General features: G+C 38.2%; 19 protein-coding genes. 16 read left to right on the top strand and 3 right to left on the bottom strand.

Going from position 1 to position 16,588, the window contains the following annotated elements; translation table 11 throughout:
* Positions 1-22: 22 nt before the first annotated feature.
* Positions 23-703, bottom strand: coding sequence for a YdcF family protein (locus HSP_RS0105310; protein ID WP_007523087.1), 681 nt, complete (start codon positions 701-703; stop codon positions 23-25).
* Positions 704-758: 55 nt separating this feature from the next.
* On the opposite strand from HSP_RS0105310, the gene argG reads away from it, so the two are divergent.
* Both argG and HSP_RS0105300 read left to right on the top strand, forming a co-directional pair.
* Entirely contained in the window at positions 759-2,090 is a 1,332-nt protein-coding gene (gene argG / locus HSP_RS0105305; protein WP_010129292.1) for an argininosuccinate synthase, read from the top strand.
* A 123-nt stretch (positions 2,091-2,213) separates the two neighbouring features.
* Positions 2,214-2,885 (top strand): hypothetical protein, encoded by a 672-nt coding sequence (locus tag HSP_RS0105300; RefSeq protein ID WP_007523037.1) that lies wholly within the window; start codon positions 2,214-2,216, stop codon positions 2,883-2,885.
* 93 nt (positions 2,886-2,978) lie between these two features.
* Here HSP_RS0105300 and HSP_RS0105295 read toward each other — a convergent pair whose 3' ends face one another.
* Positions 2,979-4,358: an L-serine ammonia-lyase gene (locus HSP_RS0105295; protein ID WP_007523196.1), complete on the bottom strand. Its 1,380-nt coding sequence runs from the start codon at positions 4,356-4,358 to the stop codon at positions 2,979-2,981.
* A gap of 216 nt (positions 4,359-4,574) precedes the next feature.
* On the opposite strand from HSP_RS0105295, the gene hemW reads away from it, so the two are divergent.
* From hemW to queF, 4 genes are read left to right on the top strand one after another with little or no spacing between them, the layout of a single operon-like run.
* Entirely contained in the window at positions 4,575-5,735 is a 1,161-nt protein-coding gene (gene hemW / locus HSP_RS0105290) for a radical SAM family heme chaperone HemW (protein WP_007523211.1), read from the top strand.
* Positions 5,736-5,770: 35 nt separating this feature from the next.
* A complete protein-coding gene (gene bcp / locus HSP_RS0105285) occupies positions 5,771-6,247 on the top strand; it encodes a thioredoxin-dependent thiol peroxidase (protein WP_007523130.1) in 477 nt (158 codons plus the stop codon).
* On the top strand, positions 6,240-6,788 hold the full coding sequence (gene gmhB, locus HSP_RS0105280) for a D-glycero-beta-D-manno-heptose 1,7-bisphosphate 7-phosphatase (RefSeq protein ID WP_007523060.1): 549 nt from the start codon (positions 6,240-6,242) through the stop codon (positions 6,786-6,788). The genes bcp and gmhB overlap by 8 nt, the downstream gene beginning before the upstream one ends.
* Positions 6,789-6,822: 34 nt before the next feature.
* A complete protein-coding gene (gene queF / locus HSP_RS0105275) occupies positions 6,823-7,662 on the top strand; it encodes an NADPH-dependent 7-cyano-7-deazaguanine reductase QueF (RefSeq protein ID WP_007523163.1) in 840 nt (279 codons plus the stop codon).
* Between the two features lie 80 nt (positions 7,663-7,742).
* Here queF and HSP_RS0105270 read toward each other — a convergent pair whose 3' ends face one another.
* The gene (locus tag HSP_RS0105270) at positions 7,743-8,066 is read right to left on the bottom strand and encodes a DUF5339 domain-containing protein (protein WP_007523026.1); all 324 of its coding nucleotides are present in this window, start codon (positions 8,064-8,066) and stop codon (positions 7,743-7,745) included.
* Between the two features lie 395 nt (positions 8,067-8,461).
* Between HSP_RS0105270 and HSP_RS0105265 the strand changes: the two genes are divergently transcribed.
* The 10 genes from HSP_RS0105265 (at position 8,462) to pal (ending at position 16,471) form a co-directional block, all read left to right on the top strand.
* Complete coding sequence (locus HSP_RS0105265) at positions 8,462-10,012, top strand: cytochrome ubiquinol oxidase subunit I (protein ID WP_010129290.1); 1,551 nt, start codon at positions 8,462-8,464, stop codon at positions 10,010-10,012.
* Between the two features lie 10 nt (positions 10,013-10,022).
* On the top strand, positions 10,023-11,159 hold the full coding sequence (gene cydB / locus HSP_RS0105260; protein WP_007522995.1) for a cytochrome d ubiquinol oxidase subunit II: 1,137 nt from the start codon (positions 10,023-10,025) through the stop codon (positions 11,157-11,159).
* A 9-nt stretch (positions 11,160-11,168) separates the two neighbouring features.
* Entirely contained in the window at positions 11,169-11,267 is a 99-nt protein-coding gene (locus HSP_RS11200) for a cytochrome bd oxidase small subunit, CydX/CbdX family (RefSeq protein ID WP_010129289.1), read from the top strand.
* A gap of 3 nt (positions 11,268-11,270) precedes the next feature.
* Positions 11,271-11,558 (top strand): cyd operon protein YbgE, encoded by a 288-nt coding sequence (ybgE, locus tag HSP_RS0105250; protein ID WP_007523032.1) that lies wholly within the window; start codon positions 11,271-11,273, stop codon positions 11,556-11,558.
* A gap of 123 nt (positions 11,559-11,681) precedes the next feature.
* Entirely contained in the window at positions 11,682-12,080 is a 399-nt protein-coding gene (gene ybgC, locus HSP_RS0105245) for a tol-pal system-associated acyl-CoA thioesterase (RefSeq protein WP_007523030.1), read from the top strand.
* Between the two features lie 24 nt (positions 12,081-12,104).
* Positions 12,105-12,788, top strand: coding sequence for a protein TolQ (gene tolQ, locus HSP_RS0105240; protein WP_007523286.1), 684 nt, complete (start codon positions 12,105-12,107; stop codon positions 12,786-12,788).
* A gap of 81 nt (positions 12,789-12,869) precedes the next feature.
* Positions 12,870-13,307: a colicin uptake protein TolR gene (gene tolR, locus HSP_RS0105235; RefSeq protein WP_007523050.1), complete on the top strand. Its 438-nt coding sequence runs from the start codon at positions 12,870-12,872 to the stop codon at positions 13,305-13,307.
* A gap of 17 nt (positions 13,308-13,324) precedes the next feature.
* Entirely contained in the window at positions 13,325-14,683 is a 1,359-nt protein-coding gene (gene tolA, locus HSP_RS0105230; RefSeq protein ID WP_007523108.1) for a cell envelope integrity protein TolA, read from the top strand.
* 18 nt (positions 14,684-14,701) lie between these two features.
* Complete coding sequence (gene tolB / locus HSP_RS0105225; protein WP_007523153.1) at positions 14,702-15,982, top strand: Tol-Pal system beta propeller repeat protein TolB; 1,281 nt, start codon at positions 14,702-14,704, stop codon at positions 15,980-15,982.
* A gap of 21 nt (positions 15,983-16,003) precedes the next feature.
* Positions 16,004-16,471 carry a peptidoglycan-associated lipoprotein Pal gene (gene pal / locus HSP_RS0105220; RefSeq protein ID WP_007522987.1) on the top strand — a complete coding sequence of 156 codons (468 nt, stop codon included), beginning with the start codon at positions 16,004-16,006 and terminating at the stop codon, positions 16,469-16,471.
* The last annotated feature ends 117 nt before the right edge of the window (positions 16,472-16,588 follow it).

The following is a 16,588-nucleotide window of genomic DNA, read 5'->3' as shown; positions in this document are numbered from 1 at the left end:
TCGTTATCTTTTTCTTCTAGAATTATTTCAACCATTCAACATAAAAGCCGATAAATTCGCGTAAGCTGGAATAACCATCACCAAAAGCGAAAAAATAAGGGCTGCTACTTTCAATTTGTGTGAAACCTGCTTTGCGATAGAGCATTTTAATTCGGGTTTGATGAAAGAATTGTGACACGGAAATAGCCGAATGCCAGCCCTTTGGTTGCATAATGGCTAAGCTGTTTTTTACTGTCAATTCTGTGTCATTGCCATAATTATCCACAATAATTGCTGACTGAGGAATGCCTTGTGAAAGCAAGTATTCCTGCATTTTATCCCCTTCCCAGAAACCTTCTTTGCCAAAACCACCACTGACAATAATTGCGGGCACTCGTTTGGCTTGGTATATAGCAACAGCTTGATCAAGGCGCGCTTGTAAGCGAGTAGAGAGTGTTCCATCTTCATTGACTTTATTGCCAAAAACAATGGCTACATCAGCATTGGTTTGGTGATCAGTTAAACCATCAATGGTAGCGTAAGTGATGTGCGCGCCTAGCCAAATGGCGAAAGCAATGAGTGGATATCTAAATTTATAAAGCAATTTTTTCATAAAGTCGTTTAACAAGCGGTCGAATTTTAAAATGGATTTGCAAATCCAGAATAGCTCAAATTTTAGATGAAATTTCTCTTTTTTTCTAATAGAATAAACCAGTTTTGCCATTCGCAAACGTTTGCGGGTGACTTTTCATTCATCATAAAAAAATATAGGAATTCGTATGTCAGCAACAATTTTAGAATCTCTCCCATTAGGTCAAAAAGTGGGTATCGCATTCTCAGGTGGTTTAGATACTTCAGCAGCATTGCTCTGGATGCGTAAAAAAGGTGCTGTGCCTTATGCTTATACGGCAAATTTAGGTCAGCCAGATGAAGATGATTACAACGCAATTCCGAAAAAGGCGATGGAATATGGTGCAGAAAATGCGCGTTTAATTGACTGTCGCTCACAATTAGCCCATGAAGGGATTGCCGCAATTCAATGTGGCGCATTCCATATTTCAACGGGTGGTATTCCTTATTTCAATACGACGCCATTAGGCCGTGCAGTAACCGGAACCATGTTAGTTGCGGCAATGAAAGAAGATGATGTCAACATTTGGGGTGATGGTTCAACCTTTAAAGGTAATGATATTGAACGTTTCTATCGCTATGGCTTATTAACCAATCCAAAATTAAAAATCTATAAACCTTGGTTAGATAATCAATTTATTGATGAGCTTGGCGGACGTTTTGAAATGTCTCAATTCTTAATCGAAAATGGCTTCGATTATAAAATGTCTGTAGAAAAAGCTTACTCAACGGATTCAAATATGCTTGGCGCAACTCACGAAGCAAAAGATTTAGAAGAATTAAGCACTGGCATGAAAATTGTTAAACCAATTATGGGTGTTGCTTTCTGGGATGAGAAAGTTGAAATTAAATCTGAAACTGTATCGGTTACCTTTGAAGAAGGGGTACCGGTAGCATTAAACGGTAAACGTATTGATGATCCGGTTGAATTGATTCTTGAAGCTAACCGCATTGGTGGTCGCCATGGTTTAGGTATGTCAGACCAAATCGAAAACCGTATTATTGAAGCAAAATCTCGCGGTATTTACGAAGCCCCAGGAATGGCATTATTACACATTGCTTATGAGCGTTTAGTGACGGGTATTCACAACGAAGATACGATTGAACAATATCGTATTAACGGTTTACGTTTAGGTCGTTTGTTATACCAAGGTCGTTGGTTTGATCCGCAAGCGTTAATGTTACGTGAAACCGCACAACGCTGGGTAGCAAAAGCTATTACAGGTACGGTGACACTTGAACTTCGCCGTGGTAACGACTTCACGATTCTTAATACTGAATCACCAAACTTAACTTATGTCGCAGAACGCCTAAGTATGGAAAAAGTGGAAGATGCACCGTTTACCCCAAGTGATCGTATCGGTCAGTTAACTATGCGTAACTTAGATATCGTAGATACACGCAACAAGCTTGCTGTTTATACCGATACAGGTTTACTTTCAGCGAATAACCAAGTTGTGCCGCAATTAGGCAGCAAATAATAAGCTTATGATCGCTTATCGCCCTAAATGAAAATTTAGGGCGATTTTTTATTTTTAGCTTGGCAGATATGATGATTTTATTCAATAATGCTGGTGATATTCTAATTTCACAAGGAGATTTAAATGTTCAAAAAAACATTGTTAGCCTCAACTGCGGCATTGAGTTTAGTCTTAACAGCCTGTAATGATCCAAAAGAGGCCAATAAAGAAAACTTTGGCAAAGCGATTTCAGAATACCTTGATACACAGCCAGCAGTTTGTATTGCTTATCCAAAGTCAAGTTTTAAATTACCAATAGAGTCATCATTAAATAACGAGGAACAAGTCGTTTATCCTATATCTGGCCAATTTAAATCGTTATATGAAGATAGTGTTAAACAAGCAACTTATTTGGCGGAAAAAGGGTTGTTTACGGAGGAAACACAATCAATTAGTGTAAAAGATATATTGGGTGGATCATCTACTGAAAGTGCAAAAGTTTATTCTCCAACAGAGAAATTAAAAAGTTATTTGGTGATAAAAGACAGATTTTGGGGAAATAAACTTTGCACAGGGAAAGTGACTTTAGATCAAGTTGGGATATTCACAGAACCAGCTGAAGCAATGGGAATGAAATTTTCTCGTGTAGATTATACAGTTAAAGTGAGCGATTTAGCAGACTGGGCTGCTGATCCAAAATTTTCTGAGCTATTTAAAGGTCGTAGCGCTAATAAAGTTGAAGGTCAACAAAGAATGGCATTGATTCTAACTAGTGAGGGTTGGAAAAGTGAACATTTGATGAAAGGTAAGCGGTAATATTAAGTAGTCATTTTGCAAATATCTGGCAAAAACAGACCGCTTGTAACATAAAGCCCCGAATGCGGAAGAGCACTTCGGGGCTTTTTCCATTTAGTCGCAAGGTAAGATTTTGATAGCTAAACCACCGGTTGAAGTTTCGCGGTATTTTGCATTCATATCTTTACCCGTTTCATACATGGTTTCAATGACTTTATCTAAAGTCACGCGGGGCTGAGAAGTTAGGCGTAGCGCCATGCGGCTAGCGTTGATTGCTTTGACAGAGGCAATAGCATTACGTTCAATACATGGCACTTGAACTTGACCACCCACAGGATCGCAAGTTAAACCCAGGTTATGTTCCATGGCAATTTCTGCCGCAATACAAACTTGATCTGGTGTGCCTCCCATAATTTCAGTTAAGCCCGCTGCAGCCATAGAACAAGCCACACCCACTTCGCCTTGACAGCCAACTTCAGCGCCAGAAATTGAGGCGTTCATTTTATAAAGCGACCCGATAGCACTGGTTGCGAGAAGGTAGCGTTCAATAGTTTCTGCATTAAGTGGCGCAATAAATTGTTGATAGTAGGCAAGTACTGCTGGCACAATCCCGCATGCGCCATTAGTTGGGGCTGTTACGACTCGTCCCCCAGCGGCATTCTCTTCATTGACTGCGAGAGCAAACATATTTACCCAGTCGATAATTTGCATTGGATCTTGGTTAAATTTACTGGTTGCCTCTAATGTACGACGTAAAGAAGGGGCGCGACGCACGACTTTTAAGTTGCCTGGTAATAAACCTTCTGTATGTAATCCACGTTGAATACAGGCTTCCATCGTTTGCCAAATATGTGCTAAATAAGCTGAAACCTCTTCTTTTGGTCGAAGAGCTATTTCGTTACGCCACATTAAACTTGAGAGGGGCAATCCTTCATTTTGGCAATGTTTTAACAGATCTTCAGCGTGCTTATATGGAAAGGGTACTTGGATGTCAGATTGTGTCGCTTGATTAAAATGTTCATCATCAACGATAAAGCCACCACCAATCGAATAGTAGGTTTTTTCTAGTAATAATTGACCTTCAACAAAAGCACTGATTTTCATTGCATTTTCATGACGAGGTAAAAATTCATAATGAAACGGCATATCTGCATAAAAATCAAAAGCGATAGATTTTGCTTGTTCAGGTTGTGCTTCATTAAGGGTTAATTGGTGATTTTGCTTTAAAGTGTTTATCACTTGGTCGATACGATCAATTTCCACATAATGCGGTAAATAGCCCATTAAGCCCATAATGATAGCCGTATCTGTGTTATGTCCGCGCCCAGTCAGCGAAAGCGAACCGTAAACATCCACCAACAAGCGGTCAGTTTTGGCTAATAATTTGCAAGCGGCAAGTTCATCAATAAACGCTTTTGCGGCTTTCATTGGGCCGACAGTATGGGAACTAGAAGGGCCAATGCCCACTTTAAACATATCAAAAACACTAATCATAGACATCCATTTAAAAGAAAAATGAAGACAAACAAAAAGGGCGGTATTTTACTGCAAATTTCTATTTTATGCAGAAAAATACGTAGGTTTTTATTCTGTGCTAGAGAGATTTTTGCTAAAATCAAGCAAGGAATTTAGGGCAAATTAAGCTCTGTTTAAAAAGGCGTAGCAAATACGCCTTTTCTCTTTATAACCTCATTTAATTAGGAAGATGTTGTGCAATTAACTCCGCCGCCACTTAGCCTTTATATTCATATTCCTTGGTGTGTGCAAAAATGCCCCTATTGCGATTTTAACTCGCACGCGCAAAAAGGCCTGATTCCTGAGGCGGAATATATTCAACATTTGCTTGCAGATTTGTCGCAAGATTTAACCGCTTACCAAGCCGCAATTGGGCATCGAAAAATCCACTCTATTTTTATTGGTGGCGGAACACCTAGCCTTTTTTCGGCAGAAGGCATCGCTTATTTATTAAAAGAAGTGGAAAAACGCATTGCTTTTGAACCGCATATTGAAATCACGCTAGAAGCAAACCCAGGAACGGCAGAAGCAGCGCGTTTTTTAGGATATGCAGAAGGCGGCGTTACCCGTATTTCAATGGGGATTCAAAGCTTTGAACCAGAAAAATTATTGAAGCTAGGGCGTATTCACGATAGCCAAGAAGCAATACAAGCGGTCAAATTTGCGCAAGATTCTGCAAAATCAGGGCTTAAGAGCTTTAATATTGATTTAATGCATGGTTTGCCAAATCAATCGGTGCAACAGGCGTTAGCAGATTTAGAAACAGGCATTGCGTTAAACCCGCCACATCTTTCGTGGTATCAGCTCACCATTGAACCGAATACCATGTTTTATTATCGTAAACCGACTTTGCCGGATGATGATGCATTGTGGGAAATTTTTGAACAAGGACATCAGTTGCTGACTCGCGCAGGCTACGAACAATATGAAACTTCTGCTTATGCGAAAAAAGGTTTTCAATGCCAACATAATTTAAATTATTGGCGTTTTGGCGATTATTTAGCCATTGGTTGTGGAGCACATGGAAAAATTACTTTTCCAACTGGCGAAATTTATCGTTTTAGTAAAACGAAGCATCCTAAAGGTTATATGCGTGGCGAATATCGTTACCACCAAGAACAAATTGAATTTGCAGATCGTCCTTTTGAATTTTTCATGAATCGTTTTCGTTTGTTAGAAGCTGTGCCAAAATCGGAGTTTGAGGCTTATACTGGCTTAAACGAAACAGTTGTTCGCCCTACAATGGATTGGGCATTAACACAGAATTACATCACAGAAAATGCGAGCCATTGGCAAATTACTGAGCATGGTAAGCTCTTTTTAAATGAATTATTAGAGGCCTTTTTGGCGGATTAAGCTAAAATAGTACAAAAAAAAGTGTGGAGAGAAAAATGAATCGATTAACAGTAGGTGCAAAAGCACCAGAATTTAGTTTATTAAATCAAGCAGAACAAAAAGTCAGTCTTGCAGAATTTACAGGTAAAAAAGTCTTGGTTTATTTCTATCCGAAAGCTTTAACGCCGGGATGTACTACACAAGCCTGTGGTTTGCGCGATAGCCAATCTGAATTAAAAGCATTAAATGTAGAAGTTTTAGGTATTAGCCCTGATTTACCGAAAAAATTAGCCCAATTTGCAGAGAAAAAAGCGCTAAATTTCACTTTGCTTTCTGATCCTGATCATCAAGTCGCAGAGGCTTTTGGTGTCTGGGGTGAAAAGAAATTTATGGGAAAAACCTATGATGGTATTCATCGCATCAGTTTTTTAGTTGATGAAAAAGGTGTGATTGAAGCAGTATTTGATAAATTTAAAACTAGCGAGCATCATCAAATTGTGGTGGATTTCTTAAAAGGAAAACAGCATGGCTAACAAGGCAATTTTTTTAGATCGAGATGGCACAATTAATGTCGATCACGGCTATGTACATAAAATTGATGACTTTCAATTTATTGAAGGCGTAGGTAAAGCATTAAAACAGCTACAAGATAAAGGTTATTTATTGGTGTTGGTAACTAATCAATCTGGTATTGCGCGTGGTTATTTTTCAGAGGCACAATTTCATCAACTGACTGAATGGATGGATTGGTCTTTAGATGAAGATTATGGTGTAGTGTTAGATGGTATTTATTATTGTCCGCATCATCCTGAAGGAAAAGGCGAGTTTAAAGCAGAGTGCGATTGTCGCAAGCCGAAAGCGGGAATGTTTTTAGAGGCGATTAAAGATTTAAATATCGATCCTAAGCAATCTTATATGGTAGGCGATAAATTAGAAGATTTATTAGCTGCAGAAGCTGCGGGCGTGAAAACTAAAGTGTTGGTCAAAACGGGTAAGCCTATGATAGCTGAAGGTGAGGCAAAAGCAGATTTAGTGTTAGATAGCGTGGTTGATTTAGTTCGCTATATCAAATAATTCAGAAAAAAGATTCAAAATAAAAGGAGAGAGTGTGAATTACGAAGATAAAAGTTTATTAGGTTTAAAATTAGGGCAAAAAACTGACTATAAAACAACCTATGACCCAAGTTTATTACAAGGTGTGCCAAGAAAATTAAATCGTGATGGATTAGGCATTACTGAACACCAACCGTTTGATCGTGGTGCTGATATTTGGACTTGTTATGAGCTTTCTTGGCTCAATTCAAATGGCTTACCACAGGTGGCGATTGCAGATGTAGCAGTAGATTTTCGTAGTGAAAATTTAATTGAATCAAAGAGTTTTAAGCTTTATTTAAACAGTTTCAACCAAACCAAATTTGAATCAATTGGGCAGGTTCAACAAACGATTATGCAAGATTTAAGTCAGTGTGCAAGCGGTCAAGTTTCAGTAAAAATTTGCAAATTATCTGATTACCGTGGACAGCAAATTGTCGATTTTGCTGGTGAATGCATTGATGAACAAGATATTACCATTAGCGATTATAGCTTCTCTAATGACTATCTGTCAGATGTTGCTGAAGGCGAGGTAGTGGAAGAAACGTTAGTCAGCCATTTGCTTAAATCTAATTGCTTAATTACCAGCCAACCAGACTGGGGAAGCGTGCAAATTCATTATCAAGGCAAGCGATTAAATCGTGAAAAATTACTGCGTTATTTAGTTTCTTTCCGGGAACATAATGAATTTCATGAACAGTGTGTAGAGCGTATTTTTACCGATTTAATGCAGTTTGCTAAACCAGACAAGTTGACTGTTTATGCTCGTTATACTAGACGTGGTGGATTAGATATCAACCCATTTCGTTCTAACTTTGAAGATTTACCGCAAAATTTAAGAATGGCTCGTCAGTAATAGAGTGTGATAGAAAAAAGTGTAATTAGAAAATAAAAAACCAAGCATAAGCTTGGTTTTTTTATATTGGGATTAGGTAATTAGTGTTTTTGCTTTAAGGTATTTAACGTGGTTAATCCTTTATCACAGCTTTTTTGTTGTAAATCAGATTCCATCGCTAAAATTTGTTTTTTAGTTGCAGAAAGTTTGTTTTTCATTTTTGCCACTTGCGTGTGCGTACCTGGTTGTCTTTCAGCTTCACGCACTAAACTATCTGCAATGTTAAACATTTGTTGACATTGCGCTGGAAGTTTTGCGCTAACAGCTGGTTTACTCATTGTTAATGAAGAAGTTTTTACTTCTGCATGTGCCAAACTAAACAAACAAGAGCTTGCAAAAACAGAGAAGATAAATTTTTTAAACATTAGGCTTTACCTTTTATAATTATAGCTAAAAAATATTTGTTTTCTTCTCATTAGCAAGAAAACGGAACGAGATTAACAAAAACTAAACAGCTTGTCATTAAAAATATGTAAATTTTAGGATCTTTTTGATCTAAAAATAAAAACCAAGGAAAAGAGTAAGGTATATTTTAACCTAAAAAAAATGATAATTTTGTGAGAAAGATCTCAAAAATATAAAAAGTGGTCGGTGCAGCTATTCTTTCTTTGTCTATTTCGGAGTAGAATATCTAATGAAACTTTTTTAATACTCCATATTTCATGTGGTATTCTAGTTTCTTTTATTATGTCTTATGGGTAGTTATTTGACTTTTCAAATAACTAATCGTTCATTTCTTTTATAAAAGAAGGGGTTGGAGATGTTAGACTTTGTTGAACTCTCTCGTTTGCAGTTTGCCTTAACTGCACTCTATCACTTCTTATTTGTGCCACTTACATTAGGTCTTTCTTTCGTCCTCGTTGTGATGGAAACACTTTATGTAACCACAGGTAAAGAAGTTTATAAAGATATGACTAAATTCTGGGGTAAGTTATTTGGTATTAACTTTGCTCTAGGGGTAACAACTGGTCTTACGATGGAATTCCAGTTCGGAACTAACTGGTCATATTATTCTCACTATGTTGGTGATATCTTCGGTGCACCTTTAGCATTAGAAGGTTTAATGGCATTCTTCTTAGAATCAACCTTTGTTGGTTTATTCTTCTTTGGATGGGATCGTCTTACTAAGAAAAAACATTTATTAGCAACATATTGCGTCGCATTTGGTTCAAATTTCTCTGCGATGTGGATTCTTGTTGCAAATGGCTGGATGCAAAACCCGGTAGGTTCAGAATTTAATTTTGAAACTATGCGAATGGAAATGACAAGCTTCAGCGAATTATTATTAAATCCGGTAACACAAAGTAAATTCTTACATACCGTAACAGCAGGTTATACCTGTGGCGCAATTTTTGTATTAAGTATTAGCGCTTATTATATTTTGAAAGGTCGTGACTTAGGCTTTGCTAAACGTTCATTCTCAGTAGGCGCAGGCTTCGGTTTGTTTGCTATTATTGCCGTTTTAGCAATGGGTGATGAATCAGGTTATGAAATTGGTAAAGCTCAACCAGTTAAATTAGCTGCAATGGAAGCTGAATGGGAAACTCATCCTGCGCCAGCGGCATTTAATGCGATTGCAATTCCAAATTCACAAGCTCGCCAAAACGATTTTGCAATTCAAATTCCTTATTTAGGTGGTTTAATTGCAACACGTTCTTTAGATACACAAATCAAAGGTTTAAACGATATTCGTAAAGAAAATATTGAGCGTGTACGTGAAGGGGCGAAAGCAGTTGTTTTATTAGAAAAATTAACTTCAGGTAACTATAGCGAAGAAGATAAAGCAGCCTTCAAAGCAGTACAAAAAGATCTTGGTTTTGGCTTATTATTAAAACAATATGCGCCAGATGTTGCTAATGCAACTGAAGAGCAAATTTTAAAAGCTGCAGATGCAACTATTCCAAAAGTAGGTCCTAACTTCTGGGCATTCCGTGCGATGGTTGGCTCTGGTATGTTAATGTCAGTGATTATTGGTTTAGCCTTCTTATTCAACTTCCGTGGTACAGTAGGCAAAAATAAACTGTTCTTAAAAGCAGTATTATGGTCTATGCCATTACCATGGATTGCGATTGAATCAGGCTGGTTCTTAGCAGAATATGCGCGCCAACCTTGGGCGGTATATGAGTTATTGCCAACCGGTATTTCAGCATCACACTTAAGCGTTGCAGAACTTTGGACAGCAATTGGCTTATTATGTGGCTTATATACTATTTTCCTCGTAGTAGAAATGTATTTAATGTTCAAATTTGGTCGTCTTGGCCCAAGTGCATTAAAAACAGGTAAATACTACTTTGAGCAATCTGCGAAATAAGGAGTAGATAATGTTAGATTATGAAGTTCTCCGCTTTATTTGGTGGATTCTAATTGCAGTTTTATTGATTGGTTTTGCAATTACTGATGGTTTTGATATGGGTGTATTAAACCTATTACCAGTTATCGGTAAAAGCAATACTGAACGCCGTGTGATGATAAACTCAATTGCTCCGCACTGGGATGGTAACCAAGTTTGGTTATTAACTGGTGGTGGTGCGATCTTCGCAGCGTGGCCAACCGTTTATGCGACCTCTTTCTCAAGTTTCTTCCTTGCGATGATTCTTGTATTAGCCGCATTATTTTTCCGTCCAGTAGGTTTTGAGTATCGTGCGAAAATTGATTCTCCAAAATGGCGTAATGCTTGGGACTGGGCGTTATTTGTTGGTGGTTTTGTACCTTCACTTATTTTTGGTGTAGCATTTGGTAACTTATTACAAGGTTTACCATTTGAATTTAACCAATTCCATCAAGTGCAATATACTGGTACATTCTTAGGCTTATTAAATCCGTTTGCTTTATTATGTGGTGTGGTTAGCTTATTTATGTTAACTACTCAAGGCGCAACTTGGTTACAAATGAAAACCACTGCAGATTTACGTAACCGCGCACGCGGTATTGCTCAATTAGGCGCAGCAGTTACACTTGTTGCATTTATTGTAGCAGGCGTATTCTTATACTTTAAAGATGGTTATGTAGTAACTAGCGCATTAGATCATAATGCTCAATCATTATTGATGAAGAAAACTGTCGCTTTAGAGTCTGGCGCTTGGTTTAAAAATTACCAAGAAATGCCAGTGCTTTGGATTGTTCCTGGCGTTGCGGTATTAGGTGCGTTGTTAACGATTTTAGCTTCTAAAGCAAATCGTTCAGGTACTGCATTCTTTGGTTCATCATTAATGCAAATTGGTGTGATCTCAACTGCAGCAGTTTCAATGTTCCCATTCATTATGCCTTCAATTTCTCACCCAGAAATGAGCTTAACAGTATGGGATGCAACAGCGAGTGAAAATACATTAACAATTATGTTCTATGCAGCATGTTTCTTTGTACCAATTGTTTTACTCTATACCCTTTGGTCATACTTCAAAATGTTCGGTCGTCTTGATGCGAAATTTATTGAAGATAACAACCATACTGCATACTAAGGAGCAAATATGTTTTATTTAACTTGGTTTTTTGGTATGTTTCTCGCCATCTATTTTGCTGTATTTGTTACGGCAAAAATTGAGAAAACAGGGAAATTTGACGAATAATCTATGATTAGTACGTTATATAACCTTACAGCAAAGGGCTTGTTAAAAGCCCTTTCTTTTATTTTAGCCAGTGCATTATTTGTAATGTTTATCACAAATTCGACCGCTTTTGCCTCACATTTTGGTGGCAAAGTACCGTATTTAGCCTTATTAGCTTTTTATGGTATGGCAATTTTATGGATTCATGGCATTGGATTTGAAATCAAAAGTCCAGTCTGGCGAGCAATCTTTTTACCATTAATGGGCTACATTATCGTGATTACTGCGATAATCTACCTTCAATTCTTCTAAAAGCACTTTGGTGCTTTTATTTTTTTAAAGAAAAGTAAAATCTTATTGCAGAACAATTCTTATCTCACTAAAATAAGAGATTGTTTTCGCCTAAATTTGGGGCGCTTGATATTGGGAGCGAAAATGCATTTTCCTATCCGAGTTTATTATGAAGATACAGATGCAGGTGGCGTGGTTTATCATGCGAACTACATCTGTTTTTTTGAGCGGGCGAGAACGGAATTCTTACGTCAAGGTGGGTTTTCACAACAGGCATTATTAGCAGAAAATTTTGCTTTTGTAGTTAAAACGCTGACGATCGATTATAAGTTTCCGGCACGTTTAGACGATCTCTTAAGTGTTCAGACAACGGTTAAAGCTGTAAAGAAAGCAACAATTATTTTTGAACAAAATTTGTTTAAAGCGGACATATGTTTATGTTCAGCTGAAGTAACAGTTGCCAGCGTTGACTTAATTAAAATGAAACCGAAAGCAATACCTCAAGCCATTTTGGATGCGTTGCAAGCGGTGATAAATCAATAAAATATTACAAATTTGGAGTTTTAAATGGAAGCAACTAGCTTTGACTTGATCTCATTATTTGCTCAAGCAAGTATTGTGGTTAAGATCGTGATGCTTATTCTTATTACTTTCTCGGTGTTATCTTGGGCGGTAATCATTCAACGTAGCCGTTATTTGAGCAAAGCGAGCAAAGATTCTTTAGCGTTTGAAAATAAATTCTGGTCAGGCGAAGATTTGCATCGTTTACATGAAGGTTTAGAAAATCGTCGTGATGGTTTAAGCGGTTCAGAACAAATTTTCTACGTTGGTTTCAAAGAGTTTATGCGTTTACAACAAGTAAGCCCAGATGCACCAGCAGCAAACATTCAAGGTACAAGCCGTGCAATGAATTTAGCGTTAAATCGTGAAGTAGAAACATTAGAAAGCTACATCCCATTTTTAGGAACAGTAGGCTCAATTAGCCCATATATCGGCTTATTTGGTACTGTTTGGGGGATCATGCACTCATTTATGGGATTAAGTGCAGTAAAACAAGCAAGCCTTCAATCTGTAGCACCGGGTATTGCAGAAGCATTGATTGCAACAGCAATTGGTCTATTTGCAGCAATTCCTGCGGTAATGGCTTATAACCGTTTAAGTTTACGTGCGAATAAATTAGAGCAAAACTACGCTAACTTTATTGATGAATTCACGACAATCTTACATCGTCAAGCATTCTCAAAAAAATAATAGCGTTTTAGAAATTTGTAAATTAAATAAAAAATCTGACCGCTTGCGGTCAGATTTCAAATAACGAATAAAGAGGAAAATATGTCTTATCGCCGTAAACGTAAGGACATTAAATCTGAAATTAACATCGTCCCTTTCTTAGATGTATTGTTGGTTTTATTATTAATTTTTATGGCAACTGCACCGGTTATTAGCCAGAGTGTGGAAGTTAATTTACCTGAAGATAAACATAGTCAATCCGTGACGAATGAAGATAAAACGCCAGTAATTTTACAAGTTTCGGGTGTTGGATTATATAAACTCAAAGTTGGCGGAAATTTTATGACGGGTGCTAATGGGGAAGAATTAGCTGAGCAAGAAGTTATCGCTTTTGCAGGTCAAGAATTCCAAAAAGATCCAAACACTATGTTCCTCGTTGCTGGTGATGCAACAGTTCCGTATGAAGAAGTGATTAAAGGAATTGTATTACTGAAAGATGCAGGCATCGAAAAAGCCGGTTTAATGACTCAAGGTAAATAATTAAGCAAGGATAAGGTGTGAAATCACAGCAAAATGATAAATTTGAGCTTGCCATTATAGCTTCCCTATTGCTACATGCTTTATTGATTGGGTTGTTGCTTTTAGGCTCATTTTTTACCAATACAAAATTACCTGAATCAGCCGGTGGCAATGGTGGCGAAGGTGAAGAATTTGAAGCTGTCATGGTAGATACTGGGCAAGTAGCAGCTGAGTATGGTCGTTTAAAATCGGAAAGACAAGGTAAGCCAGCAACGAAAGTTGAGCCTAAAGAGCAACCTAAAGAAGAAGTTGTGGAAGAAAAACCGAATGAGCCAACACCAGAAGAAATTGCTGAGGAAAAAGCCAAAGAACAACAGCGTGTTCAGATGATTGAACAGCAAAAACAACAAGAAGAAGCTAAAAAGCAAGAAGCGAAGCGTCAGCAAGAGATTGCTAAACAAGAACAGCTGAAAAAAGAAGAGCAGTTAAAACAAGAGCAATTAAAACAAGAGCAGCTTGAAAAGGAAAAAGAAGAGGCTACGCGTAAAAAAGCAGCTGAGGCAGCGAGATTAAAAGCAGAAGCAGAGGCAAAACGTTTAGAAGCTGCAGCAAAACAAGCAGAGGAAGAGCGTAAAGCTAAAGAAAAAGCTGAACAACAAAAACTTGAAGAACAGAAAAAATTAGAGCAACAAAAAGCTGCTGAGGCTAAAGTGAAAGCTGAAAAAGAAGCCAAAGAAAAAGCCGAAAAAGAAGCAAAATTAAAAGCTGAAAAAGAGGCAAAAGAAAAGGCAGCGGCAGAAGCTAAAGCGAAAGCTGAGAAAGAGGCTAAAGAAAAAGCCGAAAAAGAAGCCAAACTGAAAGCTGAAAAAGAAGCAAAAGAGAAAGCGGCAGCAGAAGCTAAAGCAAAAGCTGAAAAAGAAGCCAAAGCTAAAGCAGATGCAGAAGCTAAAGCGAAGGCAGATGCAGCAGCAAAAGTGGCTCAAGCTAAAAAAAATCAAGATCTTGATGATTTCTTATCCGGTGGCAATATTGGCGGTGGCGGTTCAAGTAATGGCGGAAATAAAAATTCTGCAGGCTTAGCTGGCAACGGTAATGGTAAAGCGGTAGGAGATGGGCAAGGAACTGCAGATCGCGGATATGAGCGCTTAATTAAACAAAAATTAAGCAGAACATATAAAGTTGATCCTAGTTTTGCTGGTCAGGAATGTAAGGTAAAAATTAATATTGATCGAGATGGCAGAATCTCTAGCCATCAAGTGCTTTCAGGGCCAGATAATATTTGTCGTGCGGCGGTTGCGGCGATTGTTCAAGCACAGAGTGTGCCAAGAGCGAAGGATGATGCAACCTATAACACCTATAAATCGCCAACGATTAAGTTTGGGCTTAAAGTTTTATAATCACCAAGAGGTTGAAAAATGAAATTAAAATCTCGTTTAGCGAGTGTATTTGGTGCGATAAGCATTTTATTTAGCAACGTTGTTGTTGCTGAATCTGATGTGGTTATCTCCGTTGATGAAGGCGTAAGCATGGCGCAACCTATTGCGGTTGTTCCATTTGCTGGTGGTTCTGGTTCTGCGGATGTTGCACAAATTGTGGCGGATGATTTACGCAATAGTGGTAAATTTACTCCAATTGAACGTTCAAAATTACCAGCTCAGCCAAGTTCTGCGGCTGAAGTTGTTTCTCAACAATGGACAGATATTGGCGTAGATATGGTTGTGGTTGGACAAGTTAGTCCTGCCGGTGGTGGCTATAATGTTGCTTATCAATTAGTTGATGCATTAAGTAATCCAGCAGCTGTGTTAGCTCAAGGTTCATTTAATGTTCCTGCAGCACAAATTCGCCAAGGTGCACACACTGTGAGTGACCAAATTTTTGAGAAAATTACTCAAATCCGCGGTGCTTTCAGAACAAAAATTGCTTACGTTGTGCAACGCGGCGTATCATCTTACGAATTACGCGTATCTGATTATGATGGATTCAATGCATTTACTGTTGTAAAAAGTAAAGAGCCATTGATGTCACCAGAGTGGTCACCAGATGGTAGCCGTCTTGCTTATGTAACCTTTGAGAATAAAAAAGCACAAGTTGTGGTACACGATTTGCGTTCAGGTAGTCGTCGTGTTGTGGGGGCTTTAAAAGGACATAACGGTGCGCCGGCATTTTCACCAGATGGTTCAAGAATTGCTTTTGCGTCTAACCAAGATGGCCAATTAGACATTTATGTTGTTAGTGCAGGTGGTGGCTCACCAAGTAAATTAACTGCAAATGCAGGTAATAATACCGAGCCAAGCTGGTCTCCAGATGGTAGTACAATTTACTTTACCTCAGACCGCTCAGGTTCGCCACAAGTATATAGAATGAGTGCATCAGGTGGTGGTGTAAGCGCAGTAGGTGGAGGAAGAACCTATAACGCGAAACTTTCATCAGATGGCAAAAATTTAATCATGATTGCAGGTGATAAAGTTGTAAAACGTGATATGGCTTCGGGTGGCACAGAAGTTTTAAGTTCTACGTTCTTAGATGAAAGTCCAAGTATTTCACCAAATGGCATTATGGTTATTTATAGCTCTACCAAAGGTACGAGTAAAGTGCTACAATTGGTGTCCGCAGACGGTCGTTTTAAAGCTAATCTGCCTGGTGCAGGAGGGCAATATAAGTTCCCTGCTTGGTCACCGTATTTAACTAAACAATAATCTTTCTCTTAGGAGTAAAAAATGAAAAAACTAGCTAAAGTTTTAATGGTAGCGGCACCAGCTTTCGTATTAGCTGCATGTAGCTCATCTTCAGACAACGCAGCAGCAAACGCAGGTGCAAACGCAAATGCAGCTGGCCAATTCGGCGGTATGTCTGCTCAAGATTTACAAACTCGTTACAACACTGTGTACTTCGGTTTTGATAGCTATGCAGTTGAAGGCGAATATCGTCAATTATTAGATGCACACGCACAATTATTAAATTCAACTAAAGGCAGCGTAACTGTTGCTGGTCACGCTGATGAACGTGGTACTCCAGAGTACAACATCGCGTTAGGTCAACGTCGTGCAGATGCAGTGAAAAGCTACTTAGCACAACAAGGTGCTTCAAACGTTTCAACTGTATCTTACGGTGAAGAGAAACCAGCCGTTTTAGGTCATACTGAAGCAGACTACGCGAAAAACCGTCGTGCAGTGTTAGAATACTAATTTAAAGCTTAAAGCTATTATTTAGTAGGATAAGAAATAAAGCCCTGAGTTACTCAGGGCTTTATGCTTTTTATATAAAGATAACTATTATTTAATAGATATTTCAGATTTCTAAAA

The organism is Haemophilus sputorum CCUG 13788 (assembly GCF_000238795.1).
Classification (GTDB): Bacteria; Pseudomonadota; Gammaproteobacteria; order Enterobacterales; family Pasteurellaceae; genus Haemophilus_A; species Haemophilus_A sputorum.
Note: the sequence above shows the minus strand (reverse complement) of the source record. Positions and strands in the feature narration are given on the sequence as shown.